This is a genomic window from Cystobacter fuscus (assembly GCF_044360685.1).
GTDB lineage: Bacteria > Myxococcota > Myxococcia > Myxococcales > Myxococcaceae > Cystobacter > Cystobacter fuscus_C.
Window position 1 is genome coordinate 4,341,237 of record NZ_CP043491.1, and the last position, 17,376, is coordinate 4,358,612.

Sequence of the window (17,376 nt, forward strand, 5' to 3'; positions counted from 1 at the left end):
GAACGCGGCTTCTCGCGATGACCTGGGGGGCCGGGGCTCGTAGACTGGGCGCCCCCCATGCGGTCGCCCCCGGTCTTCCACCCACTCTTGTTCGTCGCCGCGCTCCTCGCCTGGAGCGTGGTGGGAGCGCAGGGACTCGTGGTGATGGACTTCACGCCCCAGCATCTGACCAGCGCTGCCGTGCTCGTGTGGTTCGTCGCCTTCGGCTCATTTGGCGCGGCGTTCTGGCTCAACGTGCGAGGGGATGGCCGTCATGCGGTACTGCTTCTGGGTGCCCAGACGGTCGCGGCGCTGGCGGTGATCGCCACCGGCACCTCGGGCTTCGAGGGGGCGCTGCTCTCCATCATCTCCGGACAGGCGCCCATGTTCCTGTCCTCGCGCTCCACCGTCCTGGGGTGCTCGGGGCTGGTCCTCGCGAGCCTGGCCGTCTACCTCGTGCTGTACCCGCCCCTGGATGCGCTGGCGTCGGCGGCCGGCTACGCGGGCCTGCTGGTGTTCACCGCCACCGCGGCCCACATCCAGCAGCGCGAGCTGAACGGGCGCCGGGAACTGGCCCGGCTGCATGCGCGGCTCGAGGCCGCCCAGGCGTTGCTCGCCGAGCGGGAGCGCGAACAGGAGCGGCTGCGCATCGCGCGGGAGCTGCACGACTCGCTCGGCCACCACCTCACGGCCCTCTCGCTCAACATCGAGGCGGCCTCGCATTCCGTGGAGGGTCCGGGGCTCGAGCACGTGCGCCGGGCCCAGAAGGTCTCCCGGACGCTGCTGCGCGAGGTGCGCGAGGTGGTGTCCTCCCTGCGCGAGGGACCGCTCCAGCTCGGACCGGCGCTGGCCGATCTGGCGCGCGAGGTGCCCGGGCTCGAGGTGCATCTGCAGGTACCGGAGGGGCTCTCCGTCACCGAGCCCGCGGCGGCCCATTGCTTGATGCGCTGTGTCCAGGAGGTCATCACCAATACGCTGCGCCATGCCTCCGCGCACCACCTGTGGATCGACGTCGTCTCCACCCGGGAGGGCGCGCTCCGGCTTCACGCGAGGGATGACGGCGTGGGCGCGACGGCGCTCGAGCCCGGCGCGGGACTCACGGGCATGCGCGAGCGCTTCACCCAGCTCGGCGGAAGCCTGGAGTGGCGTCTGGCGGCCCGGCGGGGCGTGGAGCTGGTGGCGTGGCTGCCCACGCGAGGTGCCCAGGGATGATCCGCATCGTCCTGGCGGATGACCATGCGCTGGTGCGCGAGGGCATTCGCAGTCTGTTGGATCTCACCCCGGACCTGCGGATTGTCGGGGAGGCGGCCGATGGGAACGAGGCCCTGCGGCTCGTGGCCGAGCTGAACCCGGACATCGTGTTGATGGACGTGCGGATGCCGCGGATGAGTGGACTGGAGGCGCTGCGCGCGCTACGGCGCACGGAGCCGCACCGGCGCGTGGTGTTGCTCACCACGTTCGACGAGGACGCGGTGCTGCGGGAGGCGCTGCGCGTGGGGGTCCAGGGCTTCCTGCTCAAGGACGTGACGCGCGATCAGCTCGCCGAGGCGCTCCATCGGGTGGCGAACGGGGAGACGTTGCCCCCGCCCGGGCTGCCCGGGCAGGTGTCGCGTGGAGTCGCGGAGCTGCCGCGGGACTTCCCCTCGGCGGAGCACCCGGAGGCGCTCACCCGCCGGGAGTTGGAGGTGCTGCGCCTCATCGCCCGGGGCCTGAGCAACCGGGAGATCGCCGAGGCGCTGGGCACCGCCGAGGGCACGGTGAAGAACCAGACGTCCAACATCCTCGCCAAGCTGGGGGTGCGGGATCGCACCCAGGCCGTGCTCCGCGGGATGGAGCTGGGCTGTCTTTGAGGGGGGAGCTGCCTCGGAGAAGCTGTGCCGCTCGTTCGCTCTCGGGCTGGCGGGGGTATGAAGCGGCTCGACATTCCGGGAAGAGTCCGCCTCATCACGGGAGGGACGGCTCCATGAAGTACTTCCTCATCATTCTTTCGGATTGGCGATTCTCCGCCGGGGAGCTCACCCGGAGGCTGCTCGCACGTTGGTCCGGCGCCATCTTCCAGGAGACGAATCTCGAGAGCATCTCTTGCTTCGAGTTCGAGCTGCCCATGGCTCATTCCACGCTCCACGGCGCCATGCACCGGGATGGTGAGTGCATCCCCTTCAGCGCGGACATTCGCGACATCGCTGAGTTCTCGCTTTGGGTTCGCTCCTTTGTCCCCGATGCCGAGCGCCTCCTCTTCTGTGACGAGGGGGGGAGCAGCCAGCTCGACTTGCGGCCTGACACCTCGTCTTCCGACATCTTCCGCTTGTTCGACTACGTCCCTCCTCCCCCCGGGTGGAAGAACTATTCTCTCATCGCCAGGCCTCAATGGACACTGACTGCCCACGAGTTCGCTCGACTCCTGCTTCTTCGTTGGCCCAGCGCTCAGGTTCAACTCAAGACGGAGCGCGACGAGTCCAGGCCTGCTTCCTTCCAGGTGCAGATGAAGCACTCCACCCTGACCGGCTCCCTCTTCCGCCCGGTACCTGGCCTCGACTTCACAGGGGAGCCGCGCGACTGCGCTGAATTCTCGCTCTGGTGCCGCTCCATCCTGGTGGCCGAGCAAGTCTCCGTCTCCGGCGACAACTACTTCCTCATCCTCCATCCCTCCACCACGGTGGAAGATTTCCTCCGGACCCTCGGTGCCCCGCCCTCCTGACAGCACCTGAGCGTGGTCTTGTGAAGACTTGGATTCCTGGGGTCAGCTCCTCGTGTTCGGGATGGCGTTGTTTGCCGCACCTGGGCTCGCAACGCGGTGAGTGCGGCCCAGTATCCGCGCCAAGATGGGGGGGGGCCGGGACCACACCCAGGCCGTTCTGCGCGGGATGGAGCTGGGGTGTCATTGAGGCAGGGCGGGCCCGGAGCCAGGCCCGCCCTGGTTTCAACGCCTACTTCAGCGCGTCCAGGTAGGGGCGGTGGCTGTTGGTGAACTCGTAGTTGGCGAAGGCATCCCAGTTCACCGACCAGGACATGAGGCAGAGTAGGGCGGGTCGGGCGGACTCCGGTCTTGTATCCTGGACAACAGGGCGTTCCCGTAGCACTGCCTCGCGATTGGTGGTGCAGCGCCTGAAACTTACCTGTTGCATTCTCCAACATCTGCCCAACCCGTCGGCTTGACGGGCGCACCCGCGTTTCCGTGTAGTTCCAGAGCGACGGACTACAGGCCACGTCGCCTCGGAGGTGCGCCGTGTCCACCCGTCGTGCTGGCTCGCGCCCCCCTGGCGCTTGGCTGCGCTCCCTGTTGGGCGGTTGGTTTCTCCTCATCCTCTTCCTCCAATCCGCCTGCGCCACGAGCGCCCCTCGGGGCGGCTTCCTCGTGGGCTACCGCTACAGCTCGCTCACGCCCCCACCAGCCCCCAAGGAGTCCGTCACCCTCGCACCCAGCAGCGACTTCGCGCCCGTCCAGGTGTCGGACACGGAGTTTCGCGCAGCCTTCACCCAGCTCGTTCTGGAGGTTCCCCTGCGGGTAGCCCCCCGCCCCACCAGGCCGTTGGCGGGCCGCCTGGTACTGGCCTCCTGGCCGCCGAGTGGCGCGGCGGACTCCAGTGTCGAAGGCGGCTACGCGCGCCTGTGCGAGCGGCGGGGCTCTCCGGGCGACTGCTTCTGGTTCATGGGAGAGGGGCCTGGTGATACCACCTTGAGTCACCGGGACAGGTTCGCGCTGGCCCTCAGCCTCGCTCTTATTCCCGCGGTGGAAGCGGCCACGGGCGTCCTCCAGGACTTCTCCGCGCACGCCATGACGACGCTCCTCACGGGCCTCTCCCTTTACCTCGTGGTGCTCATGGCACCAGAGCCCATCTCTAAAGGTCTCGCCCTGGCGATGACCCTCTTCCTCTGGGGCTATCTGGGCCATGAACTCTGGGGATTGATTTCCGCCACGAAGGACCTCTGGGACGAGGCGAAGGCCGCCAGCACGTTCCACGAGCTACGCGATGCGAGCAAGCGGTACGCCCAGGTGCTCGGACCCAACACCCTGAGTGTCCTCATCCTCCTGGCCACCTGGAAGGCGGGCGCCAAGGGCAAGGAGGCCATGACGGGGAGCGGGCTGCCGGGTTTCCCCCAGGCGGTGCGGAACGCCGCCACGGTGGGCCGCATCCGCCTGCCCGTGGCGGCCTCCGAGGCGACGTCGGTGTCCGTGGTGGAAGGCAAGCTCGCGCTCACTCTCCCCGCGGGCTCGGGTGCCATCCTCTTCATGCAGGAGGAGGGCCCCGTTCACCACATCGCCACCGTGGAGAACGAGAAGTCGCCCGCGCGTGGCGGGCCCTGGACGCCGAAGCTCAAGGAGTTCTTCGACAAGGCCGGCATGTCCATGGAAGACCCGGCCAACAAAATACCCATCCCGGGACACAAGGGCCCTCATCCCGAGGAGTACCATCAGGAGGTCTTTCAACGGCTTGGGAAGGCAGTCAAGCGCTGCGAGACTACGGAGCAGTGTCGGACGGCCCTCACCCGGGAATTGAAGCGGCTGGCTACGGAACTCAAGGAGGCAGGTTCCAAGCTCAACAAGCTCGTCACCCGAACCGATTGAGGTTAGGAGAGCGATATGTCGAAGAGGTATTTCGCGCTGGACGAAGACATGAGCAGCCCGGAGCGTTGGGTGCTCCACGACACCTTGGATGCCCACGGAAAGAAGGTGGGACCGCGGCTGTACCTCAACAACGCCCCCATTCGTTTCGACGGTCGCCTGCGGGTTCCCATCCTCCATCCAGGCAGCCCATTGGATTACTCGTTGGCGGACGCGGGGGATTTTCCCGTGGTCACCGAAAAGGTCGCCAGTACTCTGGCCGAATTGGCTCCTGGCGACGTCCAGTTCTACCCCGTCGATGTGGATACGCGGCCAGAGCCGTACTTCCTCGTCAATGCCGCGCGTCTGGTGAGGTGCATTGATGAAGCCGCCTCGGAGGAAGTGCGCTACGGGGAACCCGAAGACAACCTGCCCGACAAGCTTGGATATTATCTGTCCGTTTACGGCATGCGGATTGACCCGTCCAAAGTGGGTGATGCCAAGATCTTCCGGCCCTGGGGATATCCAGCCGCTCTGCTCGTCGCCGAGGAAGTGAAGGACGCCCTCGAGCGCACCGGCGCCACGGGGCTGAAGTTCAGGGAAGTCACCGGGCCCGGTCCCATCAGCGACGAGGAGCGTGCTTATAAGCGGAAGTGCCGTGAGCTTCTGGAGCCCCCTCCTGCCGCCCGACGCGTGGCCTGGAAGTCGCTCGGCGCTCTTGACGAACTGACCGTTGCCCCCGGGGCCATTTGCTACGAATGGCCAGGACACCGGCAGGATTGGGGCCTCATCCATCGGGAGGCAGGGCGCCTGCTTCTCGTCTCCGAGGGCCTCTCGGACCCCTTCATCTCGCGTTTGGAGCCCTCCGTGGGATTTGGCCTGGAACTCGCCTTGGAGACGGACGCAATCGAGGTGCCCCGCGACGCCATCGGGCAATGCTGGCCCTACCTGCTGCTGAAGCGAGTCTCCAAGGAGGTGGTGGCCCACGAGCACCTTCGGGAGAGGGCCAAGGCGGGCCTTCTCGTGCTGGAGGTGGCGGCGACGGGCATGCCCTCCTCCCTCGTGACCACGGAGGGGTGCGTGGGCGTGCTGCTCGGCTTGGAGTCACTCACATTGCCAAGGCAGTTTCCCACACCGTTTGGCGACGTGCGGCTCGTCACCGTCAAGGCGCTGCTGCCCGCGGAGCTGGAATACGTGTCGAAGCGCGGCACCCAGGGCATGGACGAGCTGGCGCGGCGCTTCGCCGAAACCGGGGAAGAACACGTCTCTCGCGCCAGTCGGCAAGCGGTGGTGTAGCCGGTACACCGGAAGCACCTTCGGGCGCGGGCACCCCGGCGACTGTCTTTGCTTCAGGGCGGGCCCGGAGCCGGGCCCGCCCTGGTTTCAACGCCTACTTCAGCGCGTCCAGGTAGGGGCGGTGGCTGTTGGTGAACTCGTAGTTGGCGAAGGCATCCCAGTTCACCGACCAGGACATGAGGCCGCGGAAGCTCTTGTTGTTGGCGGGCGAGCTGCGCACGGTGTACGTGCCAATGGAGGTGCCCTTGACGAGGGCGTCCACGGCGCGCTGGACCTCGGCGGGCGTCGTGTAGCCGCCACCCGCGTTGCCATTGGCGGGCAGGCCGATGACCACCTGATCCGGACGGAGCGCGGGGAAGACATTGCTCGCGTTGCGCCCCACGGGGAAGCCCGTGAGCAGCATGTCCGTCATGGCCACGTGGAAGTCCGCGTTGCCCATGTTGTGGTACTGGTCGTCGAGCCCGGTGATGGGGCCGGAGTTGTAGTCCTGGACCTGGATCCAGCTCAGGATGTCGCGCACGGCGTAGAGCACGGGCAGGTAGGCGCCAGCGCGGGTGTCACAGCCGGAGCAGGTGCCGCCGTAGAACGCGTAGCCGAGCTGCACGAAGAACGTCTCGGGCGCCATGGTGAGCAGGAACTTCGTGCCGAAGTGGGCGCGCAGGCTGCGGATGGCGGAGATGAGGTTGACCACCACGGGCGTCTTCGGGTTCTTGAAGTCCGCGTCCCCGGGGTTGATGGACAGCGAGTGCCCCTCGAAGTCGATGTCCATGCCATCGAAGCCGTACTTCTCGATGATGGAGCGCATGGAGTTGACGAAGGCATCGCGCGCCGCGGTCGTCTCCAGGCGGACCTGGCCGTTGGCGCCGCCGATGGAGATGATGACCTTCTTGCCCAGGCTCTTGAGGTAGGCGACGTCCGCCTTGAAGTCCGCCTCGGAGGTGCCGTAGGGCGTGAAGCCGATGGTGCCGCCGGTGGAGCCATTGGTCGGCTCGGCGAAGGAGACGTTGATGACGTCCCACTTGGTGGAGACATTGCGCAGCCGGATGAAGCCCGAGCCGTTGTCGAAGTTGTGCCAGTAGCCGACGAGGATCTTGCTGGGGACGTCACCCGGGGGAGGGGGCGGAGGGGGATCCGTCACCGGGGACGTGGTGGTGCTGTAGGCGGAGCTGGCCGCGGAGCGGTTGCCGGCGGCGTCGCGGGCCTTCACGGTGAAGGTGTACGTGGTGTTGGCCGCGAGCCCGGACACCGTCGCGCTCGTCGTGGTGCTGGTGGCGGCCCCGGACACGCCACCGCCGCTGAAGGACACCTCGTAGCCGGTGACGCCCACGTTGTCCGTGGAGCCCGTCCACGTGAGCGACACGCTGTTGGACGTCTTGCCCGGGGAGGTCAGTCCCGTGGGCGCCGAGGGCGCCTGCGTATCCGTCGGCGGCGGGGTGCCCGTGCGCTCCAACCACAGGGCCGGGACATTGGGTGGCTCCCAGCCAATCAGTGACGTATGGTTTTGACGGCAGTCATAGCCCTTGCCGCCATACGTCACGATGTCGCTCACCGCGTAGCTGACGTTCGGCGCCCAGGCACCGCGATCCGCGGCCTGGGCCAGCGCGGGCACCAGACCCAGCACCGCGATGGCGAAGAGACAAAGAAACCCTGAGCGGGATGCGCTCTGCCGGGGTGAAACGGCCATGTCCACACTCCTCGGATGGAAATACCGAGGAGAGAGAGACGGGCCCCCATTTTTTCGGGTCAGTGCCCACTCTCGGCCTTGTCCCGACTGTCGGGACTCGGACCGGCGTGGGCCAAGCCTAGCGACCCAGCTCGGAGCGCAGCTGCTGGATGGCGGCGAGCAGGGGCGGCGGGTGCATGCTGCTGGGCACCTCGACCGCGAAGCGCTCGAAGGCCTCCAGGGCCGCGGCCTTGTCGCCCTGCTTCATGGCGAGGGCGCCGAGGAACAGCAGTCCCTCCTGCGCGTCCGGGTACGTGTCCGCCAGCCGCAGCAGCTCGCGCCGCGCGCCGGACTCGTCACCCCGCACGGCCAGGAGCACGCCCTGGTGCACGCGCAGCTCCACGTTGAACGGGTCCACCGCCAGGGCGCGCAGGGTGACGCGCTCGGCCTCCTCGTACATCTGATTGCGGATGAGCTCGTGGCTCACGATGGACGCGGACTCCAGGTCCGCGGGATTCTTCTGCAGCTTCTCCCAAGCCTGCTGCAGCTCCGAGTCCATCTGGGGCGCGCCCTGCTGCTGCGCGTCCGCCGAGCCCATGGCCCCCGGAGGCACGCGGCCCGTGGCCGCCTCGTTCTCGCCCCGCGGGTGCTGCTCGGACACGAGCGTGTAGCCCAGCACGCCGAAGAACAGCACGATGCCGCCGCCCCACAGCGCGCCCTTGAACTGCGGCGACAGGAAGCCCGTGGGGGCGGGGGCGGGCGTGGAGGGGGCGGGCGCCTTGTCGCGGGCCTTGAGGTGCTCGTCCCGAGCGCGCAGGGCGGCCACGGCCTCCTGCTCCAGCCGGGAGCGCTCCGCCTCGTAGCGCTCGGGCGCCAGGGCGTGCTTGTCCGCCGCGAGCTCCTTGAGCTGCTCGATGCGCGACTGGTAGCGCCGCTCCAGGTCCTCGAGCACGTCATCGCGCGAGGGGGCGGAGGGCGCGCCCTTGCGGCGCTGGGTGAGGAGGAAGAGCACCGCGGCGATGACACCCACCGCGAGCACGGCGAGGCCAGGAGTCCAGTTGGTGGGGGGGTTCATTGATCCATCTCCCGGCGCACGGCCGCGAGGTACGGGTCCACGGAGTCGTCGGAGGGGGCGGGGCTGGAGGGGGTGGGCGCGGCGGGAGCGGGGGCCGGGGCGGGCGCGTGCCGCACCTGCCGGTAGATGACGAAGCCGCCGCCGAGCAGCAGCACGAGGGGGCCCAGCCACACGAGCAGGTTGACGCCCTCGGCCTTGGGCTGCAGGAGCACCCACTCGCCATAGCGGGCGACGAAGTAGTCGCGCACCTCCTGGTCCGTCTTGCCCTCGGTGACCAGCTCGCGAATCTTGTCGAGCTGGGCGCGCGCCATGGAGGAGGGGCTGTCGGCGACGGACAGGCCCTGGCACACCGCGCAGCGCAGCTCCTTGCCGAGCACCTGGACGCGCGCCTCCAGGGGCGGCGCGAGGGGTTCACTTCCAGCCTGCTGGGGCGCGTACTGGCCCGCGGCGAGCAACAGGGTGAGGGAGAGGAGGGCGGCGGTCATGTCGATTCCTGGGGGCCGAGCCTACCTATCGTCCCGGACCGGGTGTTGCCCAGTGAAACCGGGGACGGCGGGCGGGCATGGCCCCCGGCCGTCCGGCCGCTGCCCGGGCGCGAGCCCCGGTGTCAGCGCCCTCCTCTTCCTCTCAAGAGGGGCGGGGGGGACCGGCGGCGGGGCGGCCCTGGCGCATGAGTCGCAGGCGCAACAGCCCGGTGGCGATCAGGCTGAGCAGGCGGAACTCGGCGGGCTCCAGCTTCTTCACCGTGCGCACCAGACGGCGGATCTCCACGGGCTCCTCGGCGGGCCGGGCGGGTGCCTCCTTCGTCCAGAAGTTCTCCTGGGCGGGCGTCAGCCCCAGCAGCACGTCCGAGGGGATGCGGAGGATTTCACACAGCTTCTTCAAGGTGGGCACGCTCGGCAGCATCCCGCCGCGCTCCAGCCGTCCGTAGACCTCGGTGGCGAGTCCCACCCGCTCGGCGACGTCTTCCTGGGTGAGATTGGCGCGGACTCGAGCCGCCCGGGCCGCGGTCCCGATGGTCGATGCCAGTCCTCGTGGGAGTGCCATGCCGTGCGGTCCTGATGAGACGAGTGGAAGCTGTCCGGCCCGGTGCATCCGGGCCAGGGGTGACTTCTAAGATAGCTGGAAAAAGAGTGACTTCAAGAGTCATTCCGCGAGTCAGGTACGACTTTCGAGGTCTGTAGGTGGGGGGCGGCTCCCCCGGAAGCGTCATCGTTCTTGGTCCTTCGGGGTCCGCATGTTTACCTTTGGAGTCATCTGGCGGATACCCCCAAGGAGCACGTCATCATGTCGAGTCGGCAGAATCCGGATCCCTCCCCCAAGCCATCCCCCCCGGTGGTGATCGAAACGGGGATGGCGAGCTTCGAGCTCGTGCGGTCGCTGGGGCAGGGCCACCATGGGGAGCTGTTGCTCACGCGTCAGCGCTACGCGGGGGGGCTGGGGGGCTACACGGTGGTCAAGCGGCTCAACCGCGTGGTGCGCCAGGAGGACTACCAGCGGCTGGTGGAGGAGGCGCGCCTGGCGGGGCAGCTGCGCCACCCCAACATCCTCGCGGTGCAGATGCTCGGGGGCAGCGCGGCCGAGCCGCTGCTCTTCGTGGAGTACACCGAGGGCCAGCGCCTGGGGGACGTGATGCGCCGGGCCGAGCGCGCCGGCCGCGGCTTCTCCGAGGCGTTCGCCTGCTACGTGACGGCGGAGATCGCCGAGGGGCTGCACTACGCGCACACCCTGGTGGACGACAGGGGGCGGCACCTGGGCATCGTCCACCGGGACGTGACGCCCCAGGGCATCCTCCTGGGCCGGGAGGGCGAGGTGAAGCTGGTGGACTTCGGGGCGGCCTGGTCCCGGCTGGAGGGGCGCATCTCCACCGAGGGTGACAGTGACCTGGGCAACGTGTCCTACAGCTCGCCGGAGCGGGCCAACCTGGATCAGCTCGACGGGCGCTCGGATTTGTTCTCCCTCGGGCTCGTCTTCCTCCAGCTGCTCACCGGCCGGCACCTGCTGGACGCCGAGCAACGCCACGAGGCGGAGCTGCTCGGCCGCCAGCTGCGCGCGCGGGGCGAGTCGGGCTGGGGCTCCCTGGAGGAGCTGAGCGCGCCGCGCACCGCGGACCTGCTCAAGCGCATGCGCGAGCTGCGCTCCGAGCAGGTGGAGGACGCCATCCAGGGGCTGCCCGAGCTGCCCCGGGCCGTCCTCCGCCGGCTGCTCGCCCCCCGGCGCGAGGAACGCTTCGCCACGGGGGCGGAGCTGGCCCGGGTGATGAGGGATCATGTGTGGTCCAAGGGATGGCGCTATGGGCGCCCCGAGCTGGTGGCCGAGGTGGCGGCCCTGGAGGGGCCCGTACCGGGCGACCTGGAGGAAACGGGGGACGAGGCCCGCAGGGGGAGGGGGGGAGGGAAGGAGCGCCCGGGGGGGGGAGGCCCCAAAGGACCCTGAGCCCTTGGCCCCGGGGCACGGGCCGTGCTAGTCCGCCGCCTTCCTCTTTAATCTACTGGTGTCAGAAGGAGTCGGGAGATGGCTCGCCGTCACATCCGCGTCGTCGGCGCGATGCTGCAGAACGCCGAGGGGCGCTACCTCATCACCCAGCGTCCCCCCAAGGCGACGCTGCCGCTGTTGTGGGAGTTCCCTGGCGGCCGCGTCGAGGAGGCCGAGTCCGACGAGGAGGCGCTCGCCCGGGAGATCCGCGAGGAGATGGGCGTGGAGGTGGAGGTGCTGGAGCAGGCCCTGCACACCCACCACGAATATCCCTCCTATGACATCGACTTCCGGGTGTACCGCTGTCGGCTCGCCAGCCCCGAGTCGGAGATCAAACACCTGCGCGTGCATGATCACTGTTGGGTGAAGCTCGAGGACATGTCGAAGTACCAGTTCCCCGACGCGGACGCGAAGACGCTGGCCAAGCTGCTGGGTCTGGAAGCCTGACGTGCGCCGGGCCCTCGCCCTGGTTCTGCTCGGGGGGCTGCTGGCGGCCTGCAGGTCCCCCAAGCCCTCCAACCTGGAGGAGGCGTCCGGCGCCGCGCCCTCCTCGCGCTATGCCCCCGCCGAGGACGTGCCGGGGTGCCGCCTCTATGGCGAGCCCCAGGCCGTGGGCCGCGTGCCGCTCGTGCTCGCCGAGATGTCCGGGCTCGCCGCGAGCGTCCGGCATCCGGGCGTGCTGTGGTCGCACAACGACTCGGGCAACGCGTTCCAGGTCTTCGCGATCGACGAGACGGGCAAGCCGCTCGCCACGCTGACGCTCACCGGCGCCAATACCGAGGGCATGGATCTCGAGGACATCGCCCTGGGGCCGTGTGCCCCGGGAGACGCGCGCTCGTGCGTGTACCTGGCCGACACGGGGGACAACTTCGAGCGCCGCGATCAGGTGCGCCTCCTGCGCTTCCCCGAGCCGGAGCAGGTGGCCGATGCCACGCTGGCCGTGGAGGAGCTGCCCTTCACCTGGCCGGACCGGGCGCACGACTGTGAGGCCCTCGTCATCGAGCCGGGCACGGGCCGGCCGGTGCTCATCACCAAGGAGGGCGACTCGCTGGGCGAGGTCTTCGCGCTGCAGGGGCTCGCTCCGGGCTCGGTGGCCAGGGCCTCGCACCTGGGGACGCTGCGCTCGCCGGGCAATGTCGACCGGCGCACCACCGCCGCGGCACTCCACTCCTCGGGGCAGCGCCTGCTGCTGCGCACCTATACCCGGGTGTGGGAGGTGCGCCGCCCCGGGGCCTCGCGCATGGAGGACCTGCTCCAGGGCCCGGTCGTCGAGGTGCCCGGCGCGAGCCAGGCGCAGTCCGAGGCCATCACCTGGCTGCCCGGGGACGCGGGCGCGGAGCGCTCCTACCTGATTGGCTCCGAATTCGCCGGACAACGCCTGTACCGGGTGGACTGCCGCTGATCGGAGCGTCCTGGGGTGGACACTGTCCACTACCCGGCAGTGTTCCCAGCGGAAGGGACAGGAAGTGACACCTCGGGAGCCTTCTTGGCGGGGTGTACGCGGGATGCCGGGTTGACCGCCGGGCGGCTGTGGCCATCTTTGCCCCACACGGAAGTCGTACCGCGTACCACAGGGGTGCGTGGCAGGGGGACGGGGAGTGCGCCACTGATGAAGCCCGAGAACACGATACCGCCGGGTGGAACCCCACGCGGCAAGAAGCAGGACAAGTCACCGGCTCCTACTCCCAAGGGGTTCCGGTTTGGATCTCCGCTGGGTTACATCCTTCTGCTCGTTCTGGGCTTCATGCTCTTCCGCAATGTCTTCCAGGACGCGGGCGTGCAGCGGGTGACCTACAGCCGGTTCCGCGAGTCGCTGTCGGAAGGCAAGTTCTCGCGCGTGCAGCTCTCGCCGGAGTGGGTGAAGGGCTACCTCAAGGACGGGGCCGCGCCCGCGGCGGACGCCTCGGGACAGGGAGGGCCGGGACCGCTGCGCAGTGAGCCGGGCGCCCTGCCGTGGCTGGCCTACCGGGTCCAGGGGGACAACGATCTCGTGCCGCTCCTGGAGGAGAAGGGCGTGCAGTACGAGGCGGTGCCCCAGTCGAATTTCTCCGACGTGCTGTGGGTGTGGCTGGTGCCGCTGGGCCTGGCCTTCTTCTTCTGGAGCTTCATGATGCGCCGCATGGCCGGGGGCATCGGCCAGGGGCCGCAGAGCGTCATGAGCTTTGGAAAGACGCGCGCCAAGGTGCAGGCCGAGGCCGACACGGGCGTGGGCTTCAAGGACGTGGCGGGCGTGGACGAGGCCGTCGACGAGCTGCGGGAGATCGTCGAGTTCCTCAAGACGCCGGAGAAGTTCCGCCGCCTGGGCGGGCGCATTCCCAAGGGCGTGCTCCTGGTGGGCCCTCCGGGCACGGGCAAGACGCTGCTGGCGCGCGCGGTGGCGGGCGAGGCGGGGGTGCCCTTCTTCAGCCTGTCCGGCTCCGAGTTCGTGGAGATGTTCGTCGGCGTGGGCGCCGCGCGGGTGCGCGACCTGTTCGCCCAGGCCACGGCCAAGGCGCCCTGCATCATCTTCATCGACGAGCTGGACGCCATCGGCAAGAGCCGCAACTCGGGCGTGGCCGGGGGCCATGACGAGCGCGAGCAGACGCTCAACCAGCTGCTCGCCGAGATGGACGGCTTCGACAGCCGCGCGGGCCTCATCATCCTGGCGGCCACCAACCGTCCGGAGATCCTCGACAGCGCGCTCATGCGTCCGGGCCGCTTCGACCGGCAGGTGCTGGTGGACCGTCCGGACAAGCGTGGCCGCGAGCGGGTGCTGGAGATCCACTCCAAGGGCGTGAAGCTGGGGCCGGACGTGGACCTCAAGTCCATCGCCTCGCGCACCCCGGGCTTCGCGGGAGCGGACCTGGCCAACGTGGTGAACGAGGCGGCGCTGCTCGCCGCGCGCAAGAACCGCGACGCGGTGCTCAAGGCGGACTTCGAGGAGGCCATCGAGCGCGTGGTGGCGGGCCTGCAGAAGAAGAACCGCCGGATGAACGAGCGCGAGAAGGACATCGTCGCGCACCACGAGGCGGGCCACACGGTGGTGGGCTGGATGCTGCCGCACGCCGAGCGGGTGACGAAGGTCTCCATCATCCCCCGGGGCATCGCCGCGCTGGGCTACACCATGTCGATGCCGCTGGAGGACCGCTACCTCATGTCCTTCGACGAGCTGCGCGACAAGATGGCCGCGATGATGGGCGGACGCGCCGCCGAGGAGATCTTCATCGGCGAGGTGTCCACGGGGGCCTCCAACGACCTGAAGCAGGCCACCGACGTCGCCAAGCTCATGGTGCGCGACTACGGCATGAGCTCGCTGGGCCCGGTGGCACTGGGCGCGGATCAGGGGCCGGGCTTCCTGCGCGGCGCGGGCCTGCCGGAGACGCGCACCTACTCCGAGCAGACGGCGCGCATGGTGGACGAGGAGATCCGCAAGATGGTCACCGAGGCGCTCGAGCGGGCGCGCCAGGTGCTCACCCACCACCGCGACAAGGTGGAGGCGCTGGCGGCCCGGCTCCTGGCCACCGAGGTGGTGGACGAGGACGAGCTGCGCGCCATCCTCGGCCCCAAGGCCGTCGCCGAGCGGGGCCTGTTGCATCCCGAGGCCCACCAGGTGGTCTCCGCCCATCCCGTGGGCACCGACGAGCCGGCGCCTTCGGGCACCCAGCACGCCCGGGGCACGCTCCCCGACGTGTAGCTCGGACGGACAGGGTGGGCGCTCACTCGCCCGCCCCCTGAGCGGACCTTCGCCCCTTCACGCCGCCGGCCTGCGGTGTTGAAGGGGCGAAATTATGTTGCATGGGAAGGAGGGAGCGTCCGTGGAAAACAGAATCGGCAAAAGCTATACGGCGCGTAAGGCACTCTTCGCCCGGGGCCTTCGGGATGGGCGGCTCACGGTCCAGGAGATTGAAGAGGCCCTGCCCGCGGGGACCCTCACGGCGGCCGAGCGCTGGCTGCTCTACTACTCGCTCCGGGCCGCCCAGGTGGAGATCATCGACGAGGTGACGGGCCAGGTGGACCATGGGTTCATGGCCGAACATCCCTCGATGCCCGCCGAACACTAGAAGCCCTTGAACGGGCGTTGACTCGGGACGGGGGCTGGTTACGTTCGCCCCATGAATGGCAATTCCCGGACAGACGACCGCTCCCAGGAGACGCAGGCGCAGGAGCCCGTCGTGACCTCGCCCGAGGCGGCTCCCGACGCGACCGCGCAGACTTCTCCGTCCGCGCAGCCCTCGCAGTCCGCGCAGACGGAATCCCCGCCGCAGGCGGCAGCCGAGGCCTCGGCCGAGGTGGAGCGCCTCCAGGCGGAGCTGGCCTCGACGCGGCGCCGCGTGGATCAGCTGGCGCGCGCCTACCAGGAGCTGGAGAAGGATCGCGAGGAGTTCAAGCAGCGCCTGTCGCGCGAGCGCGAGCGGATGCTCGACGTGGAGCGGGGCAAGGTGGCCACGATGCTCCTCGAGGCGGTGGACGAGCTGGATCTCTGCCTGTCCATGGGCGGCGCCGACGCTTCTTCCGGCCTGGCCAAGGGCGTGAAGATGATCCGCGACGGACTGCTCGGCAAGTTGCAGCAGGCGGGCGTCGAGCGGCTGCAGTTGGTGGGTCAGCCGTACGATCCCAACACGGCCGAGGCCACGGACATGGAGATCACCCCCAATCCCGAGGAGGATCAGCGGGTGGTGGCGGAGGCCCGGGCGGGCTACCGGATGAAGGACCGCATCATCCGCCCGGCGCGGGTGAAGGTGGCCAAGTACGTCGCTCCCGCGAAGGCCTGAGCCGGGAGCTGTTCCTCGAAGGAGTTCCTCCCGAGAGGGCGGGCGGCTAGGGTGGGCGGTGAGTCCCCCCGCCGCGCGAGTCCGGATCCACCGGGAAGACGCGGGGCGGGTGGTTGTTCGCTCCTCCCGACATGACCCGAGCCGTGAACCTCCGCCCTTTCCCGCCGCATGCCTCGTGGACTGCCCTGCTGGTGCTGATGCTCTCCGCGTCGGTGGCCGGTGCGCAGCAGGGACCGCTGGCGCCCTGGCTTGAGGCCCGGGCGCGCGAGCACGCGGCCTGGTCGCAAGACACGGTCCGCGGAGAGGAGGGGGCCACGGGCCTGTGGCGCGAGTGGACCTCGCGCGAGCCGATGCTGCCGGGCTTCGTGCCTCCCAGCTCCCTGGCGCCGCTCATCCGGGCCGTGGAGGCGGGCGTGGTGAACATCAGCGCCTCGGGGGCGGACAACCCGGTCATGGGCGCGGCGCGCTCGGCGACCGGCTCGGGCTTCCTGCTCACCCCGGAGGGACTGGTGGTGACGAACAACCACGTGGTGGCGCGCGGGGACGTGGAGGCGCGTGAGATCGTGGTGCGCCTGTCCGACGGGCGGGAGTTCCTCTCCGAGGTGGTGGGGCGGGATGCGTCCACGGACGTGGCGCTCCTGCGGCTGCTGGGCCAGGACGTGCGGGGGCTGCCGGCGGTGTACCTGGGGGACTCGGACCGGCTGGAGGTGGGGGACTGGGTGGTGGCCATTGGCAACCCGTTCGGGTTGGATCACTCGGTGTCGCACGGGATGATCTCCGCCAAGGAGCGGGTGATCGGCGTGGGCCCCTTCGATGACTTCATCCAGACGGACGCCCTCATCAACCCGGGCAATTCGGGCGGGCCGCTCTTCAACATGCGCGGCGAGGTGGTGGGCGTGAACACCGCCATCATCAGTGAGGGGCAGGGCATTGGCTTCGCGGTGCCCATCAACATGGTGAAGGATCTGCTGCCCAACCTGAGCCGCAACGGCCAGCTGCAGCGCGGGTGGCTGGGGGTGGTGATCGACGAGCAGTCCCAGGTGGGCACCCGCGCCGCGGTCGTCAAGCAGGTGTACCGCAACAGCCCGGCGGCGCAGGCGGGCATCCGCGCGGGGGATCAACTGGTGGGGGTGAACGGCAAGCCCGTGGACTCCTACCAGCAGCTCTTGCGCAAGGTGACCATGCTGGCGCCGCAGACCCAGGTGAAGCTCACGCTCTTGCGCGAGGGCGAGTCGCAGGACGTGGTGGTGAAGCTGACGGCCCGCCCGGCGCAGGAGGTGCTGTCGGCGCTGTCGGGCCCCGGCAACCTGGGCGACTTCGGCCTGGTGCTGCGCGACGTGTCCCCCGAGGTGGCGGCGCCCCTGGGCCTGGAGCCCTACGCGGGGGTGCTGGTGTCGGGGGTGGTGCCGCGCTCCGCGGCGGCCCGCGCGGGCCTGCAGCCCGGGGACGTGGTGACGGAGGTCAACCGCCGCAAGGTGAAGGACGTGGGGGCGGTGAAGGGCGCGCTGGAGCGGGGCACGGGCGCCGCCGTGCTGCTGCGCATCCAGCGCGGCGAGCGGCAACAGTACGTCGCGCTGGAGCCCTGAGCGCCGCC

16 protein-coding genes are annotated in these 17,376 nt (G+C 69.4%); 12 read left to right on the forward strand and 4 right to left on the reverse strand.

The window, feature by feature from the left end; all coding sequences use genetic code 11:
* Positions 1-57: 57 nt before the first annotated feature.
* The 5 genes from F0U63_RS17885 (at position 58) to F0U63_RS17905 (ending at position 5,818) form a co-directional block, all read left to right on the forward strand.
* A complete protein-coding gene (locus tag F0U63_RS17885; protein WP_395847128.1) occupies positions 58-1,191 on the forward strand; it encodes a sensor histidine kinase in 1,134 nt (377 codons plus the stop codon).
* On the forward strand, positions 1,188-1,829 hold the full coding sequence (locus F0U63_RS17890) for a response regulator (protein WP_395847129.1): 642 nt from the start codon (positions 1,188-1,190) through the stop codon (positions 1,827-1,829). The genes F0U63_RS17885 and F0U63_RS17890 overlap by 4 nt, the downstream gene beginning before the upstream one ends.
* Positions 1,830-1,942: 113 nt before the next feature.
* Positions 1,943-2,677: a hypothetical protein gene (locus F0U63_RS17895; RefSeq protein ID WP_395847130.1), complete on the forward strand. Its 735-nt coding sequence runs from the start codon at positions 1,943-1,945 to the stop codon at positions 2,675-2,677.
* 528 nt (positions 2,678-3,205) lie between these two features.
* On the forward strand, positions 3,206-4,546 hold the full coding sequence (locus F0U63_RS17900) for an AHH domain-containing protein (RefSeq protein ID WP_395847131.1): 1,341 nt from the start codon (positions 3,206-3,208) through the stop codon (positions 4,544-4,546).
* 15 nt (positions 4,547-4,561) lie between these two features.
* Positions 4,562-5,818 (forward strand): imm11 family protein, encoded by a 1,257-nt coding sequence (locus F0U63_RS17905; protein WP_395847132.1) that lies wholly within the window; start codon positions 4,562-4,564, stop codon positions 5,816-5,818.
* A gap of 94 nt (positions 5,819-5,912) precedes the next feature.
* Here the strand turns inward: F0U63_RS17905 and F0U63_RS17910 are convergent, their stop codons facing one another.
* The 4 genes from F0U63_RS17910 to F0U63_RS17925 all read right to left on the reverse strand — a co-directional run bounded on the left by F0U63_RS17910 (position 5,913) and on the right by F0U63_RS17925 (position 9,603).
* Positions 5,913-7,502: a chitinase gene (locus F0U63_RS17910; RefSeq protein WP_395847133.1), complete on the reverse strand. Its 1,590-nt coding sequence runs from the start codon at positions 7,500-7,502 to the stop codon at positions 5,913-5,915.
* A 118-nt stretch (positions 7,503-7,620) separates the two neighbouring features.
* Positions 7,621-8,556, reverse strand: coding sequence for a tetratricopeptide repeat protein (locus F0U63_RS17915; RefSeq protein ID WP_395847134.1), 936 nt, complete (start codon positions 8,554-8,556; stop codon positions 7,621-7,623).
* Positions 8,553-9,041, reverse strand: a complete 489-nt coding sequence (locus tag F0U63_RS17920) for a cytochrome c-type biogenesis protein CcmH (RefSeq protein ID WP_395847135.1) — start codon at positions 9,039-9,041, stop codon at positions 8,553-8,555. The genes F0U63_RS17915 and F0U63_RS17920 overlap by 4 nt, the downstream gene beginning before the upstream one ends.
* Positions 9,042-9,183: 142 nt before the next feature.
* Positions 9,184-9,603 (reverse strand): helix-turn-helix transcriptional regulator, encoded by a 420-nt coding sequence (locus tag F0U63_RS17925; protein WP_395847136.1) that lies wholly within the window; start codon positions 9,601-9,603, stop codon positions 9,184-9,186.
* A 240-nt stretch (positions 9,604-9,843) separates the two neighbouring features.
* On the opposite strand from F0U63_RS17925, the gene F0U63_RS17930 reads away from it, so the two are divergent.
* From F0U63_RS17930 to F0U63_RS17960, 7 genes are all read left to right on the forward strand, one after another.
* Positions 9,844-10,992, forward strand: coding sequence for a serine/threonine-protein kinase (locus tag F0U63_RS17930; protein ID WP_395847137.1), 1,149 nt, complete (start codon positions 9,844-9,846; stop codon positions 10,990-10,992).
* Positions 10,993-11,070: 78 nt separating this feature from the next.
* A complete protein-coding gene (locus F0U63_RS17935; RefSeq protein ID WP_071904318.1) occupies positions 11,071-11,478 on the forward strand; it encodes a (deoxy)nucleoside triphosphate pyrophosphohydrolase in 408 nt (135 codons plus the stop codon).
* Position 11,479: 1 nt separating this feature from the next.
* On the forward strand, positions 11,480-12,433 hold the full coding sequence (locus F0U63_RS17940) for a hypothetical protein (protein WP_395847138.1): 954 nt from the start codon (positions 11,480-11,482) through the stop codon (positions 12,431-12,433).
* A 207-nt stretch (positions 12,434-12,640) separates the two neighbouring features.
* Positions 12,641-14,704 carry an ATP-dependent zinc metalloprotease FtsH gene (gene ftsH, locus F0U63_RS17945; protein WP_395847139.1) on the forward strand — a complete coding sequence of 688 codons (2,064 nt, stop codon included), beginning with the start codon at positions 12,641-12,643 and terminating at the stop codon, positions 14,702-14,704.
* A gap of 121 nt (positions 14,705-14,825) precedes the next feature.
* Positions 14,826-15,071 carry a hypothetical protein gene (locus F0U63_RS17950; protein ID WP_395847140.1) on the forward strand — a complete coding sequence of 82 codons (246 nt, stop codon included), beginning with the start codon at positions 14,826-14,828 and terminating at the stop codon, positions 15,069-15,071.
* Positions 15,072-15,122: 51 nt separating this feature from the next.
* On the forward strand, positions 15,123-15,782 hold the full coding sequence (gene grpE / locus F0U63_RS17955) for a nucleotide exchange factor GrpE (RefSeq protein ID WP_395847141.1): 660 nt from the start codon (positions 15,123-15,125) through the stop codon (positions 15,780-15,782).
* A 131-nt stretch (positions 15,783-15,913) separates the two neighbouring features.
* Positions 15,914-17,368, forward strand: coding sequence for a trypsin-like peptidase domain-containing protein (locus tag F0U63_RS17960; RefSeq protein WP_395847142.1), 1,455 nt, complete (start codon positions 15,914-15,916; stop codon positions 17,366-17,368).
* Positions 17,369-17,376: the final 8 nt, after the last annotated feature.